At 59.0% G+C, this 19,294-nt stretch carries 15 protein-coding genes; 9 read left to right on the top strand and 6 right to left on the bottom strand.

Annotation, left to right across the window (positions count from 1 at the left end; genetic code table 11):
* The first annotated feature begins 242 nt into the window (after window positions 1-242).
* The 4 genes from AC1D3C_RS15225 to AC1D3C_RS15210 are packed head-to-tail and all read left to right on the top strand — an operon-like array spanning window position 243 to window position 5,806.
* On the top strand, window positions 243-1,682 hold the full coding sequence (locus tag AC1D3C_RS15225; protein WP_157885177.1) for a TolC family outer membrane protein: 1,440 nt from the start codon (window positions 243-245) through the stop codon (window positions 1,680-1,682).
* An 18-nt stretch (window positions 1,683-1,700) separates the two neighbouring features.
* Window positions 1,701-3,857 (top strand): type I secretion system permease/ATPase, encoded by a 2,157-nt coding sequence (locus tag AC1D3C_RS15220; RefSeq protein ID WP_477483456.1) that lies wholly within the window; start codon window positions 1,701-1,703, stop codon window positions 3,855-3,857.
* Between the two features lie 38 nt (window positions 3,858-3,895).
* The gene (locus tag AC1D3C_RS15215) at window positions 3,896-5,146 is read left to right on the top strand and encodes an HlyD family type I secretion periplasmic adaptor subunit (protein ID WP_247033172.1); all 1,251 of its coding nucleotides are present in this window, start codon (window positions 3,896-3,898) and stop codon (window positions 5,144-5,146) included.
* 30 nt (window positions 5,147-5,176) lie between these two features.
* Window positions 5,177-5,806 carry a ribbon-helix-helix domain-containing protein gene (locus AC1D3C_RS15210; protein WP_244446577.1) on the top strand — a complete coding sequence of 210 codons (630 nt, stop codon included), beginning with the start codon at window positions 5,177-5,179 and terminating at the stop codon, window positions 5,804-5,806.
* Window positions 5,807-5,856: 50 nt separating this feature from the next.
* On the opposite strand, the gene AC1D3C_RS15205 is transcribed toward AC1D3C_RS15210, so the two are convergent.
* A complete protein-coding gene (locus tag AC1D3C_RS15205; protein WP_477483455.1) occupies window positions 5,857-6,654 on the bottom strand; it encodes a transglutaminase-like cysteine peptidase in 798 nt (265 codons plus the stop codon).
* Between the two features lie 442 nt (window positions 6,655-7,096).
* Here AC1D3C_RS15205 and AC1D3C_RS15200 point away from each other — a divergent pair, with 442 nt between their 5' ends.
* A complete protein-coding gene (locus tag AC1D3C_RS15200) occupies window positions 7,097-8,251 on the top strand; it encodes a type 1 periplasmic-binding domain-containing protein (RefSeq protein WP_477483454.1) in 1,155 nt (384 codons plus the stop codon).
* Window positions 8,252-8,326: 75 nt separating this feature from the next.
* Window positions 8,327-9,928, top strand: coding sequence for an FAD-dependent oxidoreductase (locus AC1D3C_RS15195; protein ID WP_477483453.1), 1,602 nt, complete (start codon window positions 8,327-8,329; stop codon window positions 9,926-9,928).
* On the opposite strand, the gene AC1D3C_RS15190 is transcribed toward AC1D3C_RS15195, so the two are convergent.
* The 3 genes from AC1D3C_RS15190 to AC1D3C_RS15180 form a co-directional block, all read right to left on the bottom strand.
* Window positions 9,918-11,180, bottom strand: a complete 1,263-nt coding sequence (locus AC1D3C_RS15190) for an O-antigen ligase family protein (RefSeq protein WP_477483452.1) — start codon at window positions 11,178-11,180, stop codon at window positions 9,918-9,920. The two genes, AC1D3C_RS15195 and AC1D3C_RS15190, sit on opposite strands and share 11 nt — an antisense overlap.
* 7 nt (window positions 11,181-11,187) lie before the next feature.
* Window positions 11,188-12,444 (bottom strand): polysaccharide biosynthesis/export family protein, encoded by a 1,257-nt coding sequence (locus tag AC1D3C_RS15185; protein ID WP_477483451.1) that lies wholly within the window; start codon window positions 12,442-12,444, stop codon window positions 11,188-11,190.
* A 101-nt stretch (window positions 12,445-12,545) separates the two neighbouring features.
* Entirely contained in the window at window positions 12,546-13,226 is a 681-nt protein-coding gene (locus tag AC1D3C_RS15180; RefSeq protein WP_038545957.1) for a sugar transferase, read from the bottom strand.
* A gap of 729 nt (window positions 13,227-13,955) precedes the next feature.
* Here AC1D3C_RS15180 and AC1D3C_RS15175 point away from each other — a divergent pair.
* Together AC1D3C_RS15175 and AC1D3C_RS15170 are read left to right on the top strand one after the other, a co-directional pair.
* A complete protein-coding gene (locus tag AC1D3C_RS15175) occupies window positions 13,956-14,252 on the top strand; it encodes an exopolysaccharide production repressor protein (RefSeq protein WP_293405476.1) in 297 nt (98 codons plus the stop codon).
* Between the two features lie 87 nt (window positions 14,253-14,339).
* A complete protein-coding gene (locus AC1D3C_RS15170; RefSeq protein ID WP_477483450.1) occupies window positions 14,340-15,344 on the top strand; it encodes a glycosyltransferase family 2 protein in 1,005 nt (334 codons plus the stop codon).
* Here the strand turns inward: AC1D3C_RS15170 and AC1D3C_RS15165 are convergent.
* Window positions 15,335-16,279, bottom strand: coding sequence for a polysaccharide pyruvyl transferase family protein (locus AC1D3C_RS15165; protein WP_477483449.1), 945 nt, complete (start codon window positions 16,277-16,279; stop codon window positions 15,335-15,337). The genes AC1D3C_RS15170 and AC1D3C_RS15165 overlap by 10 nt on opposite strands.
* A gap of 44 nt (window positions 16,280-16,323) precedes the next feature.
* Window positions 16,324-17,292, bottom strand: coding sequence for a glycosyltransferase family 2 protein (locus AC1D3C_RS15160; RefSeq protein WP_477483448.1), 969 nt, complete (start codon window positions 17,290-17,292; stop codon window positions 16,324-16,326).
* Window positions 17,293-18,142: 850 nt separating this feature from the next.
* On the opposite strand from AC1D3C_RS15160, the gene AC1D3C_RS15155 reads away from it, so the two are divergent.
* The gene (locus AC1D3C_RS15155) at window positions 18,143-19,291 is read left to right on the top strand and encodes an acyltransferase family protein (RefSeq protein WP_477483447.1); all 1,149 of its coding nucleotides are present in this window, start codon (window positions 18,143-18,145) and stop codon (window positions 19,289-19,291) included.
* Window positions 19,292-19,294: the final 3 nt, after the last annotated feature.

The raw sequence follows: 19,294 nt of genomic DNA, 5'->3' as shown, positions 1-19,294 counted from the left end.
GGTAAATGTATACGCCTGGGCAATTAGATGCCAAACCACAAGTTTTTAGGCCGATATTTTGTCGTTAGAAATTTCACATAGAAAACAATTATATAGATAGTTTCCATTTGGTAATTAACCCTAGGCTATGGAATATTCCGAGCGGGCTTGGGCCTCTGAATTAGAAATGATAATACTTCCCAACGAAATCGCCGCAGTATATGAATGCCGTAATGGGATTTAGATCGGCGAGGGGCTTCCGATTGTTTAAGAGCAAAAGAATTTTGGCGACGCTGTTGGCGACTGTAGCTTTGGGGATCGTGTTTAGCGCGCCTGCCAATGCAATGACGCTTGATGAAGCGGTAGCAAAAACCTTGAAAACGAACCCGCAAATCATGCAGGCGGTAGAAAACCGCGAGGCTGTAGAGTTCGAGTTGAGGCAGGCACGGGGCCTTTATCTTCCTTCGATAGATTTGCAGGCGGGCGTAAGCCGGCGTAGACTGTCGAACAGCAGTACAGGTACGCTTACCCGTGACTATGAAAACTTCAAAGGGTCCGACGCGAGCCTGACGATTACTCAAACGTTGTTTGACGGCGGCAGTCGCCGTTCTCAGGTCGAGCAGCAGGCATCGCGCGTTGATGGGGCTTCGTTCCGCGTTGTTGAGCGGTCCGAGTCGCTGGCTCTTCAGGTCACTCAAGATTATCTCGAGTATATCCTTCAGTCCAAGATCGTCGCTATTGCGCAGCAGAACGTTGCTGCCCACAATCAGATTCTCGGCGATATCGGTGCCAGCATCCAGGGTGGTGCGCTGACCGACGCCGATCGTCTGCAGGGCCGCGAGCGACTCGAAGCGGCACGTGCCCGGTTGCGCGAAGCCCAGGAAGAGCTGGAACTCACGAAGATCCGTTTCCTGAAGACGGTCGGCGAGCCGATCGGTCCCGTGAAGGCGCCGGTATCGCTCGCGAAGTTCATTCCGAAGACGCTGAACGATACGATCTTCATCGCCAAGAAAAACAGCCCGCAGATTCATGCGGCCGATGCCGATGTCGATGCGGCGGATGCCGGTGTGCGTGGCTCGCGCGCCAACTATCTCCCGAAGGTCGATCTTCAGGGCAGTGCGCGGGTCGGCAACGACATCGATGGCAACCAGGGTAATACCAACGACGTTCAGGTCGGTGTAACCGCCCGCTGGAACCTCTATCGCGGTGGTATCGATCAGGCGCGCGAGCAGGAGCAGATCCGTCGCGCCAGCGAACAGCGTTACGGTTTGGCCCAGGCCCATCGCGAGGTCGAAGAGTCCATTCGCTCCGCATGGAACGAGCGTAGCGGCCGCGGCGAACTGGCCGGGATCCTGGCGCGCCAGTCCTCGACGAACGGCAGCCTTGTCACCTCGTATCGCGAACAGTTCAAGGTCAATCAGCGTTCGCTTCTCGATGTGCTGGATGCCCAGAACACCCGTTTCAACACCAGTATTCTTGCGGAAACCGCACGATTTGCTTCCCTTTTCGCCGAATACAAGATCCTGGCCGCATCCGGCAGTCTGCTTCAATCGATGAAGCTGAAGCCGGTCGGCCAGGCTGAGGCGTATGCCCGGAATGAGTTTGCTGTCCCGGGTGGCGTCACGAATCCTGGCTATGTCGAAGTTGACTCCCGTCAAAAGGCTGGCATGCCCATGGATCTCCTGGCGCCGATCCGACAGTAACGGATTGGCAAGGACCAAATGCTCAACGTAAAGCTCGATCACGCAGATACTACGCCGTTTCGGACATTTAAAACTGCATTCAGGTCTGTTGCGAGCTTTTACGGGCGCCCGACGTCAGACATCGTCCTGTTCTCCGGATTGCCGGATGAGGTTTCCGAATCTCTGGAACTGGACGATGTCGAACACCTTGCCCAGCGTATCGGGCTGGAAGTCATCCGCCACGGCGAACGCGAGTGTCGCGAGGGCAATTTCGACTGCCCGGCCATCATCGTCTTCGAGAACGGCGGCGTGCTGCCGCTGCTCGAAACTGATTCCGACGGAAACTACATCACAGACCTCGTTCCGGCCTCGGGAAATCCCGTCAAGCTGACGCGTCAGGAACTCATGGCGCTGAAGCCGAGCTTCGGTTTTGCCTTCACTCTTTATTATCAGAACGCGTCCGAGCATGCCTCGGTTGGTACAGCCGGAGAAATCGAGCGCCGCCACTGGCTGTTGCGGGCGCTGGTTCCCTATTGGCGCACCTATATCCGCGTCATCATGGCCGCGCTGTTCATCAATCTGATTGCGCTCGGCTCGCCGCTGTTCACGATGAACGTCTACGACCGCGTGCTTCCCAACAAGGCGTTTCCGACGCTTTGGGTGCTCGCCATCGGCATCACGCTAGCCTACACGTTCGATTTCCTGCTGAAGACCGCCCGTGCCGCCCTCATCGACCATGCCGGGCGAAACGCGGATTTGCGCCTGTCCCAGATGATCTTCGACAAGGTGTTGAATTCCACGCTCGCTTCGCGTCCGTTATCGACGGGCGAATATGCCAACCGTGTCACGCAGTACGAGTTCGTCCGTGAATTCTTCACGTCCAACACTGTCGGCCTGCTGATCGATACGGCGTTCGTGTTCATCTTCCTGATCGTGATCTACACGCTTTCCGGCTGGCTTGTGGTGATCCCGTCGGTAGCCTTGCTGCTGTCGGTGCTGATCGGCCTGCATGCCCAGGCCAAGATAGGTCACCGCATGGCGGCGGCCACCAACGAGGCGTCACGCCGTCAGTCGCTGCTGGTCGAGACGATTTCGACGATCGAGACCGTGAAGAGCCTTCGCGCCGAGGCCGGCATGCTGCGTCGCTGGCAGGAGCTGATGAAGCTCTCGAGCCGCACCAGCGAAGAAATCAAGCATGTCTCTTCGAATGCGGTGAACCTCACCAATCTTGTCCAGCAGATGGTCAGCGTCCTGATCGTGATCGCCGGTACCTATGAGTTTTCCGAGGGCCATCTGGCAATGGGCGCGATCATCGCGACCGTCATGCTGGCAGGCCGGGCCGGCGCTCCGCTCGGCCAGATCGCCATGGCGCTTGCCCGGTTCCGGCAGGCGATGACGTCGCTCAAGATCCTCGACAAGATCATGGAACAGCCGGAGGATCGTCCCTCCACGGTGGGTTTCGTGAACCGCGAGATCAAGCGGGGCGGCTTCAGCTTCCAGAACGTTTCCTTTCAGTATCCGGGCTCTGACTACAAGGTCATCAATCAGCTTTCGCTGACCGTCGCTCCTGGCGAGCGGGTCGGGATCATCGGCCGCATCGGCTCGGGCAAAACGACGCTCGGCCGCCTTCTCGACGGCCTCTTCCTGCCATCCGACGGTCGCCTACTGATCGACGGCGTCGATATTCGCCAGTATCACATGTCGGAAGTCCGCTCGGCGGTGGCAGTGGCCGGGCAATCATCCGATCTGTTTTCGGGGACGGTGAAGGAAAACCTTCTGATCGGCCGCGCCGATGCGACGGACGAGGAATTGCTCCACGTGTCGCAGATGACCGGCGTCGACGAGTTTGTTTCCAACCATCCGCGCGGTTTCGACATGCCGGTCGGCGAACGCGGCAGCAATCTCTCCAGCGGCCAGAAACAGGCCCTGGCGATCGCGCGCCTGCTGCTGACCAAGCCGAAGATCGTCTTTCTTGACGAGCCGTCAGGCGCCATGGATCTTGCGAGCGAGCGCCATCTGCTCGCCAAGCTCTCGACCGCATTCAGCCGCGACACGACGCTGCTGATCGCCACGCACCGTTTCAGCATGCTGGAACTGTGTGAACGGCTGGTGGTGATCGACAAGGGCCGTATCGTTGCCGACGGGCCGAAGGCTGCCGTGCTCGAGGCGATGCAGCGCAAGGGAGCAAAGCCGTGAGCAAAGGCGTTCACGACAATCCTCCGTTCTTCGCTCGCATGCTGGTCGGGCTGGTGGCCGCCTGCATGGCGACATTCCTCGCCTGGGCCGCACTTGCGGAGATCGACGAGATCGCCCGGGGCGAAGGCAAGGTCATTCCCATTTCCAAAACCCAGATCATCCAGTCGTCCGAAGCCGGCGTTGTGCAGGACATTGCGGTTCAGGTCGGCCAGGTGGTTCGCAAAGGCGATCTGATTGTTCAGCTGAACAATACGACAACCGAATCGACGCTCGGGGAATCGGTTGCCAAGGCAAGGGCGATCGGTGCGAAGATCGCACGCCTGCAGATGGAAGAAAAAGGCGAGTACGACCAGCCGTTCGTATGTCCGGCGGATGTCTTGAAGGTCGCCAAGAACGTTTGCGACAACGAAGATCGGCTGTTTTCGGCAAACAAGGCCAGTTACAAGAACAAGTTTGATGTGCTGCAGGAGCGTGTGAAGCAGCGTCAGAACGAACTCAGCGAAGCCAATGCCAATATCGATCGGCTTGAACAGAATATCGCCTCCTCGATGCGGCAGCGCGATCTTTACGGTCCTCTCGCTAAAAAGGGGCTGGTCTCGCAGACGCAGCTTCTGACGATCGAAAGCCAGCTTACGGACCAGCAGGGTCAGCTCAAGGTTTATCAGGAAAGCCTGATACGCCTTCGTGGTGCTGTCGATGAAGCAAAGCTCCAAGTGGGTGAAATTTCATTGGCGGTTCGTCAACAGGCCCTCACCGACAAGGCGCAAGCTCTCGCAGAGCTCTCGGTCATCGACCAAACGATCCGCGGTGCTTCGGACCGCGTCAAGCGTACCGACATTCGCTCGCCGGTCGACGGCATCGTCAATACCCTGGAAGTCAACACGATCGGCGCTTACGTGGATCCGGGCCGTGTGGTTGCCGGGATTGTTCCGACAGCTGACACGCTGCTGATCGAAGCGCGGATATCGCCACGCGACGTCGCGTTCGTCCGCCGCGGGCAACCGGCGATCGTCAAGATCACGGCCTATGATTTCGCGATCTTCGGCGGACTCGAAGGCGAAGTGACCAACGTTTCCGCTGACAGTATTGTCGAGAAGGAAAAGGGCGAGACTTACTACCTCGTCCAGGTCAAGACCAACAAATCGGAGTTGGAACGCAACGGCAAATCCTACCCGATCATCCCTGGCATGATTGCGTCCGCGGAAATCATGACAGGCCGCAAGACAGTCCTCAGCTACCTTATGAAGCCTATCAATCGGGCGCGTTCCGATGCGCTTACCGAGCGGTAGAGGCCTCCAATGAAATCAGGTGCGCTTTCAATGTCCGTCATCGAACCTGCGGGCGACCCGCTGCCGATCATCGACAAGGAAGAAGTCGAGCCGCGTTTTCGCGCGGTTGTTGCACGCAATGGCGAGCGCCGTGGTATCAGGCTTGAGAAGATCTATTGGGAAGGCCTCAGCCGGATGTCGGCGGCGGGCAAGATAACCACGGGCGATCTGGTTCAGTACACTGCGGCCCAGATGCCGGAAGCGGGCAATCTCACCTCGTTGCTGCGCGTCCTCAGCCTTAAATGGGCGCTTGGGCGGCTGGCGACGGTCGAGGATGTCTCGTCGCTCGAAAATCTCAATGCGCTGGTCCAGGCTTCACCGTCGCCGACGGTCGTGCTGACACGTGAAAAGCGCCTGCAATTCTTCAACGAGCCGTTTCTCGTCATGCTTCGGCAGCGGTTGGTGGGGGAGGATACGTCGCAGCTGATGAAGACCTTGAAGTTCTCGATCGACACGCAGATCGAGGATGCCATGGATACGCTGCAGATGAACCGTGGCAAGACCTTGAATACCGGCTTCACGATCTCCTGCGCCAGGCAGGTCATCAAGGGTCAGATCAATCTGGCCCTTGCCCCGGCACACGAAAAGCCGATGCTGGTCGGCTATATTTCCCGTTATTGATGTTCTCAAGGTTGAAGGCCGGAGCGCAACGCGCGCCGGCCATGGAAAGCTTAGAAGTTGGCACCTTCGCCCGGCGCAATCTTTTCCAGCGGCGTCACCATCGCCACGTTCTGGTCCTTGCGGCGTGAGCCATGCAGGAAGCCCTTGCCGCCTTTGATGGAGTAGAGCGGCATGTAGTCGGGAAGCTGGGTGTCCAGGAGAACCTGATTGCGCATGTTGTCGAGAATGAAGAACTTGCCGCCGGCTTCGACCGAGAGAATGGCATGGTAAAAGTGGCGTTTCTGGTCGAACAGGACGACGATCGACATCTGGTTGGGATCGATGCCTTCCGCACGAAGCGCCGCCATCTTGAGGATCGCGAAATCTTCGCAGTCGCCCTGCTGGAGGCTGAGCGTTTCCTGCGGAGTGCTCCAGCGGTCAGCGACCTTGTAGGCGTCCTGGTCGGTGCGGTAGCGGATGGACTGGTTCACCGCGGCGTTGACAGCATTCAGCTTGTCGCGGAGCGACGATTGCGACGCGTTCATGCCGACAAGCTGGATGGCGGCAAAGGCAGGGCTGCAGCCCTTGCCGTTGCATTTCACTGCAGTGCCATTGTCCATCTCTTCGAGAGCCGGAGCGAGCTTCTTCAAGGCGGCAAGCCGCTTGAAAGGAATAGCGACCGTATCGAACACGGCGCCGTTGGACGGTGCTGGTTCTACTCGCCGGGATGGATAAAGGTCGGCGGGCTTGATTGCGACCTCGGTCACGTTCGCAGGTCTTGCCGCAGGCAGAGCGATCTTCGAGCCGAGCTCGCTGAATGTCTGAAACGCTGCGGCAACCTGTACGTTTCCGAATGCAAGCGAAGCCATGATGGAAAGCGGCTTCGGAAGATATTCAAGAAAATGACTTCCGATGATCGATACCGCTGATCCAGTATTGATCTGAAATTGTTGCTTGTTCATGGGGGTGGATAATGCTGTTGAAGCAATGAATGGTAATACTAGTGTAGCGGCGACTGCGGCTTTCATCATATTCTTCTTATTTGCCATTTTCTGTCTCCCTTGTTGAGGAGAAATTAGCAAAGCCGCCTGAATTTCTGGTTTTTGAAGATAGATAATCTATAAATAAGTTATTTGAGAGAAAAAGCATAAAATTTTATATTCATATGCGGGCGCTTGTTAATGAGTTTTGTCTGGGCTAGCATGTCGCCGCGACAATCAAGAAGGCCGCAGAGTGGTCCACGAAATGCCCCAGGGACGTTCATTTTTTTACTGTTCAGATCTCGCCGACATTGCTCATAAAACCTTCCGGATGACGATGCGCCTGCGTCCGGTACGCTTATGGCTGCTAAGTCTGTTTGCTGCCGCCGTTCTCTCCGGCTGCGAGTCCTCGTCCGTCGCCGATAAGGTTCTCGACGACAAGGCGCTGAAGCCGCCGCCGTCCATGGTTGAGGAAACATTCGGCCAGGGCTCGACGGAAATTACGCTGCTTCTGACAAAGGCGCCGAACGGCGTCTATGAGGGCGCCGCGCGCGACATACGCGACGGTGCGGCGCTTGCCATCGGCGAACTTGACGATGCCGCTGTGATGAAGATCAAGGTGGTCGACGTGGCGGGAGGGCCAACTACGGTGGCTGCGGCGCTCGCAGCTGCCAAGGCACGCAATTCCGGTCTGCTGATCAGTTATGCGCCGCAGGCGACGACGGCGGCGATTGCCGCCATTCCGGCCGATCAGCGACCGCCGCTGATCAATCTTTCAAGTCCTGTAACCGGCGCGAAAGTCTTCAATTTCGGGTTTGACGAAGTGGCGAGCGTTGCTCGGGGTGTGCACCCGGTCATCGCTTCCGGCCACAAGAGAGTTGTCGTTCTGACGCCCAACAGCATAGCCGGCGTTGACGAAGAGCGCCTAAGATCGGCCGTCACCCAGGCCGGCGGTGCGCTGATCGGCGTGGTTCGTTATGATCCAGCCGCGCCGCTTGGTGACCTGCTTACCCGCAACAAGGCTTTGCTCGATGATGCCGGTGCCCTGGTGCTGATGGGTGATTCTGCGGCGATCGGGCCTATCTTGAAGGGTGTCAGGGCCTCTTTCGCCAAACTGGCCGTTGTCGGAACCAGCCACTGGCCGATGGAGCTTTATTCCGATCCGGCAGCCAGCGGCGTCATCATCGCAGCGGTCGATCCGGATGCTTCGCTGTTGATCGGCGAGCGCTATCGTCGTTTCAACAAGCGTTCGCTCTCGGTCTATGCCGCCGAGGGTTACGACAGCATAGCGGTCGCTGCCGGCATCGTCAGAGGTAAGGGTGCTACGGCACTGACGCCGGAAATGCTGACGACAAAGACCGGTTTTCGAGGGGTTACGGGTCTGTTCCGCTTTACGCCGAGTGGTATGGCGGAGCGCAAGATCGGGCTTTACAAGATCGACGGCGGCCGGTTGGTGGCCATCGAGCCGAAGGCGGTCAGCTTCTAGCGGTGCATGGGCGGTTCCCTTTCTGCCGGCATGCTCTATGTGCTGGTAATCCAAGGTTCTCTCTCAAAGGCATACATGGCTTCAGCAGATACTGAGACGACGGATGTCTGCATCGTCGGCGCCGGCCCCGTCGGGTTGGCACTCGCCTTCAAGCTGGAGGAGTTGGGGCTCTCGGTAACCCTTGTCGAGATGGGTGCGGGCGGAGCAACGGATGATGCCGGTGCCGGTGGTATCGAATTCACCAACGGCCATCATGCACCTTCGTTGGCGATGTCCCGGCCAGGCATCGGCGGAGCTTCCGCGCTCTGGGGCGGCCGGTGCGTTACCTTCGACGATATCGATCTACAGAAGCGAGATCATGTGCCCTTTTCCGGCTGGCCTATTTCTCACGAGGAGCTTCGCCGCCATTATCCGGAGGCGCTGACATTCCTCAATTGCAATGCCGCCGAGCCTGCTTTTGAGGCGATCGACGTTTCCGACCATGCGGTCGATACGAACGCTCTGGAGCGATGGAGCCGGTCTCCGGATCTTGGCCCGGTTTACGGAGAGCGGCTCAAGGCTTCCAAACGTATTCGTCTCGTCAATACGATCGTCACAGGCATCACGCTTGATGCTTCTGGTGGACGCGTCGAAGGCCTCGCCACCTACAGTGCGGGGCAGGAAAGCCAGATTACGGCAAGGACTTTCGTGCTTGCCGGAGGAGGGCTGGAAAATGTCCGCCTGCTGCTTGCTCTGCGGGAGAGGCAGCCAGAGGCATTGGGCGGTACCAGCGGTCCGCTCGGCCGTTTTTATCAAGGGCACCTCACGGGCTACATTGCCGTGCTGCAATTCGACAGGTCCAGGATCGCGAGCCATTTCGCCTTCAATGTCGACGATGAAAACTATGTCTTTCGTCGCAGGCTGCAGATCGTGCCGGAGATCCAGGCAGAGGAGGGGCTTCTCAATTGCGTCTTCTGGATCGACGCGATTTCGGTCGCCGACCCCGCGCATGCCTCAGGCGCGCTGTCGCTCATCTATCTGTTCCTGAAAATGTTCGGCCTCTACCGCCGTCTCTCGAATGGCCTGGCACCGACGGCCAAGGGGCCTGAGAATATCGACCGCCGGCAGCATTGGCGGAATATCCGCGCCGATCGCCGCCTGGTATTCGATCTGTTCGGGTCGCTTCTCAATATGTTGGAGAGGCGCATCGAGCCGTGGCGTACGCTGATCAATCCGAAAGGTCGTTATCTGCTTCGCTACCATGCCGAACAGGTGCCCAATCCGGAAAGCCGGGTCCACCTTCAACAGGGTGGAGCGGGCAGGCAGGCCGCCCTTGTCGTCGATTATCAAGTGGTCGAACAGGACGTCAGTTCGGTCCTGAAATCGCACGAGGTTCTTGACACCTGGTTACGTCGAACCGGGCTCGGTCGGCTGGAATATCTACATGATGCTGCCCAGCGGCGGCAGGCCGTGCTGAGCCAGGCGTTCGACGGTTATCACCAGATCGGCCTCAGCCGCATGTCCGATACGCCCGATGATGGCGTCACGGATGCCAATTGCCGCGTGCATGGCATCGGCAATCTTTATCTCGCCGGCAGCGGCCTGTTCCCGACAGGAGGCCATGCCAATCCGACACTGCCGGCCGTGGCGCTGGCGCTCCGGCTCGCCGAGCACCTCTTCGAAAAGCTCAAGCGGTAACGGTCCGCCTGCCTCTAACGGGATGAGAGGTGAATTCGGCGGACTTCTGGCGAAGGGTCAACCGGCCGGCCGCGTAGAACATCAGGAATGAACCGATCTGGTAGGGGAAAAGTACGTCGACTTCGACGAAGGCCCGGATCAGCAACAGAACGCTCAGCGCGCATAACAGCGTCGACGCGGGATCGCGATTGCGGCTCAGCATCGCGCTCAGATGGCCGAAGACGTTTATCAGCATGATCATGCACAATAGGGCGAGCCCGACCAGACCGGTCTCGACGGTGACTTCGATGAACGTGTTGTGGAAATGAAAGCCGCTACGGGCCGTGATGAAGAAATCATCCCATAGCCTCTCGGCATCGGCGAAGCCGGGAACCCAGTAACCCTGATAACCGGTGCCGAGAATCGGGTTGTCGCGGATCGCCTCGATTCCCTGCTGCCAGAGATAGGTCCGTCCCGTCAGCGTCGAATCCTTGCCGAAGATGCCGAGAACGGCATCGACAGCGCCCATCTGCAGCGCTCCGATGATCGCGACCACGCCGACCACCACCAGCCCGGAGACCAGCAGCTTGCGGTGATTGGGGGAAAGCTGTGCGACCGGCATATAACCGGCGCAGAGCGCCAAGACGCCGGCGGTCGTAATGGCAGAGGTCGCCGACTGCGAGGCGAGAAGGCAATAGGCGCTGAGCAGGCCGACGCCGCCCGACGCCATCAACCAGGGGCCTTTCTGCCGCCAGATGAGCAGATAGGACGCGGCGAAGAAAAGGCCGAGCGAGGCGTAGAAACCGAGCTGGTTCTTCGAGGAGAAGGCTCCGACGAAACTATAACTGCCGTCAATGGCGTCGTAGAGGTAGGTTCCGAACAGGATGGAGAAGACGAGCACGATCGCCGTGCCCAGGATCGCACCGCGGGTCAATGTCAGCACGCTGATCGTGCGCATGGCGATCAGCGCACAGACGACATGCGTCAGGTATTGTATCGCGGTTCGCAGCGAGATGCCGAAGGCGGGCGACCAGAAGGCGGAGACGAAGCAGAACAACGCAAATCCGAATATCCAAAGATATTTCAGATAATTACCGAGAGCCTGCCGATAGTCGGCAACTACCAGCAGAAACCAGAGGCCATAATAGGCGAGGATCGAAATCTGCCCGAACCGGCTCGAATAGGCGAACACGAAGAAGGACAGCGCGACCGCAGCCACGCCGTAGACTTCATTGCGAGCCGGGTCGATCAGCGCAGATTTCGCAATCCTCATGCGATCCTCATTGCATCAGGAGTTCAGCAGCGACCTTGACGACATCGCCGGGCAGAAGCTTGTCGTTTTCGCCGACGACAACCTCTTTCGGCCCCTGGCCCTCGTCCCGCACCACGGTGTATTTGATGGTGGCGGACTTGCCCGAAGGGTCGAATTTCAGCGCCTCGGCCGATTGAGCCACGGCTTCCGACATCAGCTCGCGGCTGGTTCCGAGCTGCAATCCGAGCTTTTCGAGTTCGGCTTCGGTGTTCTGCAGCTCCTGGGCGCGCTGGGCTTCCCAGTCGTTGCGCAGGTTGATCTCGTCCTGGTTCGCCTTGTTGATATCCTGCTTGGCGCGAAGTATTGACGTGTCGATATCAAGGAGGTTCGCTTCGATGGTCGCGGCCCTTTCCTCGGCGGTGATGCGGCGGCTGGAGGTCGCCAGTCCCTGTTCGGTCAGCTTCGCCATTTTTTCCCGGTCCTCGCTGACGAGCTGCAGCTGCCGCTTCTGGGTGTCGGTCTTCTGGCTGAGAGACTGGACCTCGTTTTCGAGCAGCGTCCGCAGGTCGGTGAGAGCCTTCAACTGAAGCTCGTAGCGTTCTCGCCGCGATTTCATCAGCGAGACTTCGCTGGCGATCAGCTTTTCGGCATTGCCGACGTCCTTGAGTTCCGGCGGGACTTTCAATTCGGTAGCACCGGCGACTTCCGCCAACAGCCGGGCGCGGCGGGCGAGAAGCCGGCCGCGTTGGGAATCGTAGACCGAGGCGTCGCCGCGGGCATTGATGAAGTCGCGGGCGAAACGCTGGCCCGAATCAGACCGGAGAAGACCGCCGGCGAGGCTGATGGCCTTCAGCACGGTCAGGTTGGGGGTATAGGGATATTCGCCCGGCGTATGCACGTCGCCAGCCAGGAAAACCGGCCGGAACTGGGCGATTTCCACGGAAGCCGACGGCAGGTTGCGCAACGCGAATTTGCCGCGCAATTCCTCGCCGATGGTTTTTGCGACTTCGCCCGCCGTCTTGCCGGCAGCCGGGAGGTCACCGATGAAGGGGAGCGAGAGCGATCCGGTCGGCCCGATGGTATAGTCGCCGCTCACCGCATCCCAGTTGCGGATCGTGCCGTCGGCCGGCTGCCACTCGGCGACGCGGACGCGAAGCTTGTCCATCACCCCGAGGCGATAACCGGTCTCTCCCGCAGTCGCGTTCCCGGCCAGAGCGACTGTGATCGCACCGGCCAGAAAACATAACGCACGCAAGCTCCTCGCGGAGGCGGTTTGTGTCTGCATGGATTTTTCCTTCAAAAGGCGCGGAACCAGTCCGCGCTCGAAGCCGCCAGATTTGCCGATCCCGTCAAGCGGTCCGGCGCCTCAGCAGAGAGGATGGACTATCAGTAACTGCCGCGCGCCATGCAGACGGCGGGAATCGTTTTCACAATGATTGCGACGTCGCCGATCAGCGACCAGTTCTGGACGTATTGGGTGTCGAACGCGATGCGGGTATCATAGGAAACGTCATTGCGACCGCTGATCTGCCATAGACCGGTGAGGCCCGGGCGCGTGCTCAGGTAGAAAGCCGCAAAGCTGTCATAGAGGTTCAGTTCCTCGTCGACCACGGGGCGAGGACCGACCACGCTCATTTCGCCACGCAGGATGTTGAGAAGCTGCGGAAGTTCGTCGAGGCTAAGCTTACGCAGCACAGTGCCGACAACCGTCACCCGGGGATCGAACTTGAGTTTGCGCGTCGCTCGCCATTCCTCCGCCGCTTGCGGATTGGCTTTCAGATAGTTTCGCAGGACTTCATCGCCATTCACGGCCATCGTGCGGAACTTGAGGCATTTGAAGGTACGACCGTTGTGGCCGATCCGGCGATGTCCATAAAAAATGGGGCCATTGTCGGAGAACTTTACCAACGCCGCGATCATCAGGAAGATGGGACTGAACAGGATGAGGGCCAGGGCGGCGGCGGTGATATCGAAACTTCGTTTTGCCAAGCCCCCAGTTGGGAGAGTCATGCGGGCTTGGTCTGACGTTGAGAACGGCGAACCTGCCGAACGTGTCGCTGACTTCATAGAGTGAACTCCACTTATGTTTTGCGATAGTCGGTGCCATTACGGCGCGTCATTGAGCGTTAATGTGATAATAAGTCTGTGTTCGCAATTTGATGAAGATCAAACTTTTCCGTCAACCGCATCCCGCCGGAGTCGGGGCGCGGTTTCCAACCCGCGATTGGCCGGGAACAACTTGGGAGATATACGCCGGAAGCGCAGTCAATACTGTACTGGGCGTGTAAAAGCGGTCTAGTGGCTAATATTCCCGACCTGGTTCAAACTTATCCCGGCATTCTCTCCTGTCGGCCGCCTAGTCATAGATCGCCCAGCTGCTTGGGGACGGGGACCAAAGTAGCTTGCGTCTGGGACCAAAGGCCCACTCCTGCTGCGCCGCAATACAATGCTGCGGCGCAACAACGCCTGTCGGTTTCGAGTTAGCTTTGTAACAAAAGTTGATCGGGTTCGAGGGGAATTGAGAGATGCGGCTGGCGAGTTCGTTCCAACAGCGGCGAATCCGGGCATAAATGTGGCAAAAGAGAGGCGCAGTGCTTGTGGCGCTGTGATAGAGATGGGCCTGCTGCCCGCAGTATTTGTTCGGAACCTCATGGACCTTACGAAAGTTTCACCAATAGTCTGGCATTATCGAGATCGGAAAACTTGAATCCTCTCCTGCAGACTCATATGGTTGTCTTATCGGGAGAGGAGCCTGAAAAACCACGAACTGAACAGCCACGTTCGGGAGGAACGATCATGTACGCGCCACGCGTCTTTATCAGCATGACAGTGACTCTGATCGTGTTCGCGGTGGCTGCGTATCTTATCACCGGGTCGTTCTATACGGCAGTTATACAGACGCTGATCTGTGCAGTCCTGATCCAGGCCGGATATTTCGCTGCTGTCCTTTACCTCGTTCGCCGTGAAAAGCAGATACGGGAGACGGGAGCGACTTCGGATGCTGCCGCGGCTGCCAAAAGCTCCAAGGATGGCAGCCGGCGCGACGGATTGCGTGCCGATGCCGCCCCGAACCTTCCTGCCGGCGATACCTGACCGTTCTGACGCTTTTTTCCGCCAGTTTCACACGAGGGCCATTTTCCTGAGCCCATAGTTGCGGACGGATGCAACATGGAGAGGGCTATGGTTGAACACGCTTCCCAGACGATCTGCGTCATCATCGCGGCCAAAAACGCCGCTGAAACCATTGGAATCGCGATTCAATCCGCCTTGAACGAGGCGCATGTCAGCGAAGTCGTGGTGGTCGACGACGGCTCCACCGACGAGACCGCGGATGCCGCGCGCAGATCGGATGATAGGTCAGGACGGCTGACGGTTGTCTCGTTCGATCAGAATCGCGGACCCTCTGCTGCCCGCAATCATGCCATTGCCATATCGACGGCGCCGCTGATCGGTATTCTCGATGCCGACGACTTCTTTTTTCCGGGTCGGTTTGCGCCGATGCTGGCGGAGGACGGCTGGGACCTGATTGCCGACAATATCGCCTTCATCTACGAACCGAGCGAATTCATTCGCCCGGAAAGGTTCGAGACGCGGGTGCGGAGCATGTCGCTGACTGAATTCGTGGAAGGCAATATTTCCCAGCGCGGGGTCAAGCGCGGCGAGACCGGTTTCCTGAAGCCGGTGATGAGCCGGGCGTTTCTCGACGCCCATGGTCTTCGCTACGACGAAAACATGCGTTTCGGCGAGGATTACGACTTCTACGCCCAGGCGCTTGCCAAGGGCGCGCGCTACAAGGTGATCGAGCATTGCGGCTACGGCGCCATCGTGCGCCAGGATTCGCTGAGCGGCCGGCATCGCACCGACGACCTGCGCAAATTCTACGAGGCGGACGACGCGCTCCTTGCAGATCCGGCGCTTAGCGAAGAGGAAAGGGCAGTGATCGTCCGGCATCGCGACCATACGCGCGACCGCTACGAACTGCGTGCCTTCCTCGACATCAAGTCGCAGGCGGGGAACGGTGCGGCCATCCGGCACTTGCTCTCCCACCCGCGGGTTCTGCCGGCCGTGGCGACCGGCATATTCCTCGACAAGCTCGATCTTCTGCGCGCCAGGTTGTCCAGGCCGCAGGCGCAGCCGGCCGGCATGCGCTATCTTCTGCCCGGCATACCCGCCGCTCAGAAATAGTCGCGGCGGATCCCTTCCAGCATCGCCCGGAATTTCTCCTTGCGCTCCTCCAGAACCTCCACCGGGCTGAGCCGCGGCTCGGCGCGGCTTGCCTGCCAGAGCGCCAGCACGGATGGGGCTGCGAGGAACTGTTTCGCCATGCCGCGAAGGCCGCTTTGTGACGGCGCCGGGTGGGTCATGACTTCGCCGCCATGAGTGTCGTGTGCGGCCTGACTTGGCTGCTCCTGACCGTCGAAGCTGATGCCCCAGAAACGCGAGCGCTTGGCGACAGCTTCGGCTCGGGTGGAGACCGGCACGTAGCGAGGTTCGTATGTTGTCCCGACAGATTTGGCCCAGTCATTCCATTTGAAATTGTTGATGGAACGGGAGCTGCTGACGGCCACCCAGGGAACCCGGAACGCATCCGCCAGGATCGCACCATGCATGGATTCGGCAATGATCAGTTCCGACTGGGCGATATGGCGGATGACCGACTTCGCCTCGCCGCGCGGATCGAGATAGGTGAGGCCGACGGGCTCGCAGACGGCGTTCCACATGCCGAATTCGGCCGACTCCCAATGGGGGATGAAGGTTTTCCTGTGGATTTTCGGCAGGTTCCGGAATTCCGGCATGTCGGCGATCATGACCGCCGGGTCGGTGATCGCCTTGTCGGTCGAAATGCCGAGCTTGGCGGCCGTCATCGGACCGCGGACTGCCCGCACGTCCCATTCCGCCGCGTCGGTGACATCAGGCGGCGTGCCATAACCGTAGCCGCTGCCGATCACCAGCTTCTTCTGGCCGACAGGCAGCAGGACCGGATTGAGGACTGTGCCGACGCCGACCAGCAGGACTTCAGGATGCACGTCCCGAAAGCCGGGTAGCAGCGCATCCCAGAGCCAGAGATTGAGGTCGTCGCCGAAATTACCGTGATGCGATTCCCAGTAGTACGCTTTCATGCGGCCCTCCGTGGGATGATGAATTTGAAAGGAAACGCAAGCATTTAGCGTGCGCTGCGGCCGAGCTTCCCGGCTCCGAGTTCGAATGCCGCCCGGATCAGCGCGGGATCGCGCATCACCCAGCGGGCGAGCAGGCCAAGATCCGGCGCCTGGCGGCGTTTCACTCGTCCGGCCTGGCTCCAGAGCGCCTGTCGGCGGGCGGTGTTCTTGTAAGATGCGATTGAGGCGACGTCACTGGGGCGGGAGCGGAAGCGCTCCTCCAGCGTATCGAGCGCCACCCAGGTGTTGAACTGCTGTCGCAGGAACTGCGGAGAGCGATTGTCGATGCTGTGGAAGATATTGAGGCCCATGCCGCGGGCCGCACCCTCTTCGTCGCAAAGCAGGGTTCGCTTCGATTTCAGGATGCAATCGACGAAGAACAGCACATCTTCAGCCGCCAGCCGCAGGGAGGGTTCGAAACGAACCGTCTCGAAGACCGGCCGGGCGATGACCATGCAGGAGAGATGCAGGAAACTCCAGTTCTTCAGCATGACACTCGCGAGATCCGGCATTTCGATCAGGAGCGGGTTTTCGGAAAGCCGCGTGCCGCCCTCCGCCTGTTCGAGCTCGGCCATGCCGAAGTGGTAATAGAACTCGTCGCTCGCCTGCATCGAGGCCCAATAGCACTCGGTATCGAAGCCGGTCATGCTCTCAAAGGCGTTTTTCAGATGATCCGGCAGCCAGACGTCGTCCGAATCGAGAAGCGCCGCGAAACGGGTCGAAGCCGGGACGTTGTCGAGGCCGGTATTGCGTGCGGCACCTGGCCCGCCGTTCTGCTGGCGAATCACGCGGATGCGGGTTTTCCAAACATCTTCAATGCCTTGAAGCTCCACGTCAGCGGGTAGGGGTGATTCGTCGTCGACGATGACGATCTCGAAGTCCTGATAGGTTTGATCGAAAATCGATTTCAGTGCGCGGCGAAGAATGCCGGCTTCCTTCTGGAAAAATGGGATAATTACGGTGAACGTCGCCATGTGTTCGCCCCTGCTTTCTCAAACAATTGCAAGCCGCCGACAGTTGCCCGGCTTCGGGTTAGCGGCAGTTCGCTGCCGTATCGAATGACCTCCCAGTAACAAGACTTGACCATTTCGCCCCTGCCAAGGCGTAAAGACAAACGCGACCAATGTCGGTGGAGCGCGCTATCAAAGACCGCTACATTCGGGCTGAAATTTGTCACAGCCCTCATTCTGGCAAGAGTGCCGACCCTGGAAGATCCTGGATCGGTGGCGGTAACGCTCACTCTTATGTGGTTTTTGGTAGCGATCGCCGAGCCGTCCCGCACGTCTTTGCGGAGAGGTTAATGAACTCCTACCGGGAGCGGGCGGGGCGGAGTTTGCCGGGCGATCACTTCATCGGGGCCATTTCTGATGCCCGAATACGCGCAGTTTCATGGAGCGTTCTCGAACTCGTCCGGCGACTCGGATTGAGCAGCGCAGCCGGTGTCCCTTTCGTTTGATTGTGTCGCAGATTTGCCTTTATTTCGCCACATTACGGGACCGCCTCGACGTAAAGAGGTATCCAGATACAAACGCATTAGCCGTTTTGGTCTATTGCAAAAAGATTTTTTTGTGCTGCTGCGGTGCAGCATTGCCCTGGCTCCAAGATGCCGTGAATCCTTGAAAATCATAAGCCCAAGGAGCGGCAGCGGGCCGCCGGAGGGGCGCCTCTTCGTGCCCTTCCCATTCCGCTACAAGCTCCTTTTTTGCTGCGCCGCCACATTTTGTGCCAAACTCGGCACGATCCTTTTTGGGTGACTGCGGGCTCAAGTCTGCTCTGATTGAAACGGTAGTAGCGGGGAGGCACTGCCCAAAAAGGGTGACTCGTTTGACTGTCGATCCAAATATATCCTCCCGTATCAATTTGATGCGCATCCTGCTGATCTCCGGCATTCTCTTCGTCCATGTGCCGCATGATCCCGACACCAGCCCGTTCCTCGGGCTGAATGGTTTGTTCGATTGGCTCAGGGTTTTCCTCGGGGATAGCCTGTTCCGCATTGGCGTACCCTGCCTCAGCGCGATTTCCGGCTATCTACTGTTCCAGCGGGGTTGGGAGACGTTCAACTATTCCAAGACGCTTCGCTCCAAGGCGAAGACCGTCCTCTTGCCTTTCCTGTTGTGGAACCTCGGTCTGCTTGGAGCCATGTTCGTCATCCAACGCGTCGACATGGGCGTTGGATATTTTCCCGATCTCTGGAACATCTCGACGCGCGAACTCCTAAGTAACGCGTTCGCGACGGAAGGCTTGCCGATCAATATTCCGCTCTACTTCCTGCGCGACCTGATCGTCTGCATCCTGCTGTCGCCGATCCTTGCCGTGCTGGTGCGGCGTTTTCCGGCAGCGACGCTCGGCGTTCTGTTCCTGCTGGCGATCACCCCCATGCTGACGGTCGGCATCGTGCTGAAGAAATCGATCCTGTTCAGCTTCACCCTCGGCATCTTCCTGGCGCTCTACCAGGTGGACCTCAAGTCCGCGGACCGGTTTGCGGGACCGGGTACGGCGGTGATGCTTGCCGCCGCGGTGCTGTTGTCCATCGGCCTCTACTGGACCGGCCCGGATTTCCCCTGGCCTCTCGACATGGCGCGCAACGCGCTTTCGATCCTCGGAGCCGGTGGTTTCTGGCTGATGTCGGCGATCGTCATCCGTTCCTGGATCGGTCAGCGGCTGGCTGCCACCGGAAGCCTGAGCTTCTGGATGTTCTGCGCCCATTATCCGCTGCTCGTCCTGATGTGGATGGTGTGGAACCGCGTGGCAGGCGACGACCTTTACCCGCTCTTCTACGGCGTCGCCGCCGTTGCAAGCTTCGTCATCCTTTTTGTCAGCAACCGCCTCGTCTCGCACAGAATGCGCGGTCTCTACGAGGTGTTGACCGGCAGCCGCGGTCGCAAGGCCAAGCTTCTGGCCGCCACCAAATCCCACCCACTCGCCGAGGCTTCCGGTCCCGGCGAACCCGCAATAACGCAACAGCACAGGTGAAAC

The sequence above is a fragment of the Neorhizobium sp. P1_A6 genome (assembly GCF_056406795.1).
Note: the sequence above shows the minus strand (reverse complement) of the source record. Positions and strands in the feature narration are given on the sequence as shown.

What these genes read in the sequence shown, in the direction of transcription:
- AC1D3C_RS15220 (WP_477483456.1), top strand. Translation starts at nt 1,701, where the DNA reads ATGCTCAACGTAAAGCTCGATCACGCAGATACTACGCCGTTTCGGACA.
- AC1D3C_RS15215 (WP_247033172.1), top strand. Translation starts at nt 3,896, where the DNA reads ATGCTGGTCGGGCTGGTGGCCGCCTGCATGGCGACATTCCTCGCCTGG.
- AC1D3C_RS15210 (WP_244446577.1), top strand. Translation starts at nt 5,177, where the DNA reads ATGTCCGTCATCGAACCTGCGGGCGACCCGCTGCCGATCATCGACAAG.
- AC1D3C_RS15205 (WP_477483455.1), bottom strand. Translation starts at nt 6,654, where the DNA reads ATGGCTTCGCTTGCATTCGGAAACGTACAGGTTGCCGCAGCGTTTCAG.
- AC1D3C_RS15200 (WP_477483454.1), top strand. Translation starts at nt 7,097, where the DNA reads ATGACGATGCGCCTGCGTCCGGTACGCTTATGGCTGCTAAGTCTGTTT.
- AC1D3C_RS15195 (WP_477483453.1), top strand. Translation starts at nt 8,327, where the DNA reads ATGGCTTCAGCAGATACTGAGACGACGGATGTCTGCATCGTCGGCGCC.
- AC1D3C_RS15190 (WP_477483452.1), bottom strand. Translation starts at nt 11,180, where the DNA reads ATGAGGATTGCGAAATCTGCGCTGATCGACCCGGCTCGCAATGAAGTC.
- AC1D3C_RS15185 (WP_477483451.1), bottom strand. Translation starts at nt 12,444, where the DNA reads ATGCAGACACAAACCGCCTCCGCGAGGAGCTTGCGTGCGTTATGTTTT.
- AC1D3C_RS15180 (WP_038545957.1), bottom strand. Translation starts at nt 13,226, where the DNA reads ATGAAGTCAGCGACACGTTCGGCAGGTTCGCCGTTCTCAACGTCAGAC.
- AC1D3C_RS15175 (WP_293405476.1), top strand. Translation starts at nt 13,956, where the DNA reads ATGTACGCGCCACGCGTCTTTATCAGCATGACAGTGACTCTGATCGTG.
- AC1D3C_RS15170 (WP_477483450.1), top strand. Translation starts at nt 14,340, where the DNA reads ATGGTTGAACACGCTTCCCAGACGATCTGCGTCATCATCGCGGCCAAA.
- AC1D3C_RS15165 (WP_477483449.1), bottom strand. Translation starts at nt 16,279, where the DNA reads ATGAAAGCGTACTACTGGGAATCGCATCACGGTAATTTCGGCGACGAC.
- AC1D3C_RS15160 (WP_477483448.1), bottom strand. Translation starts at nt 17,292, where the DNA reads ATGGCGACGTTCACCGTAATTATCCCATTTTTCCAGAAGGAAGCCGGC.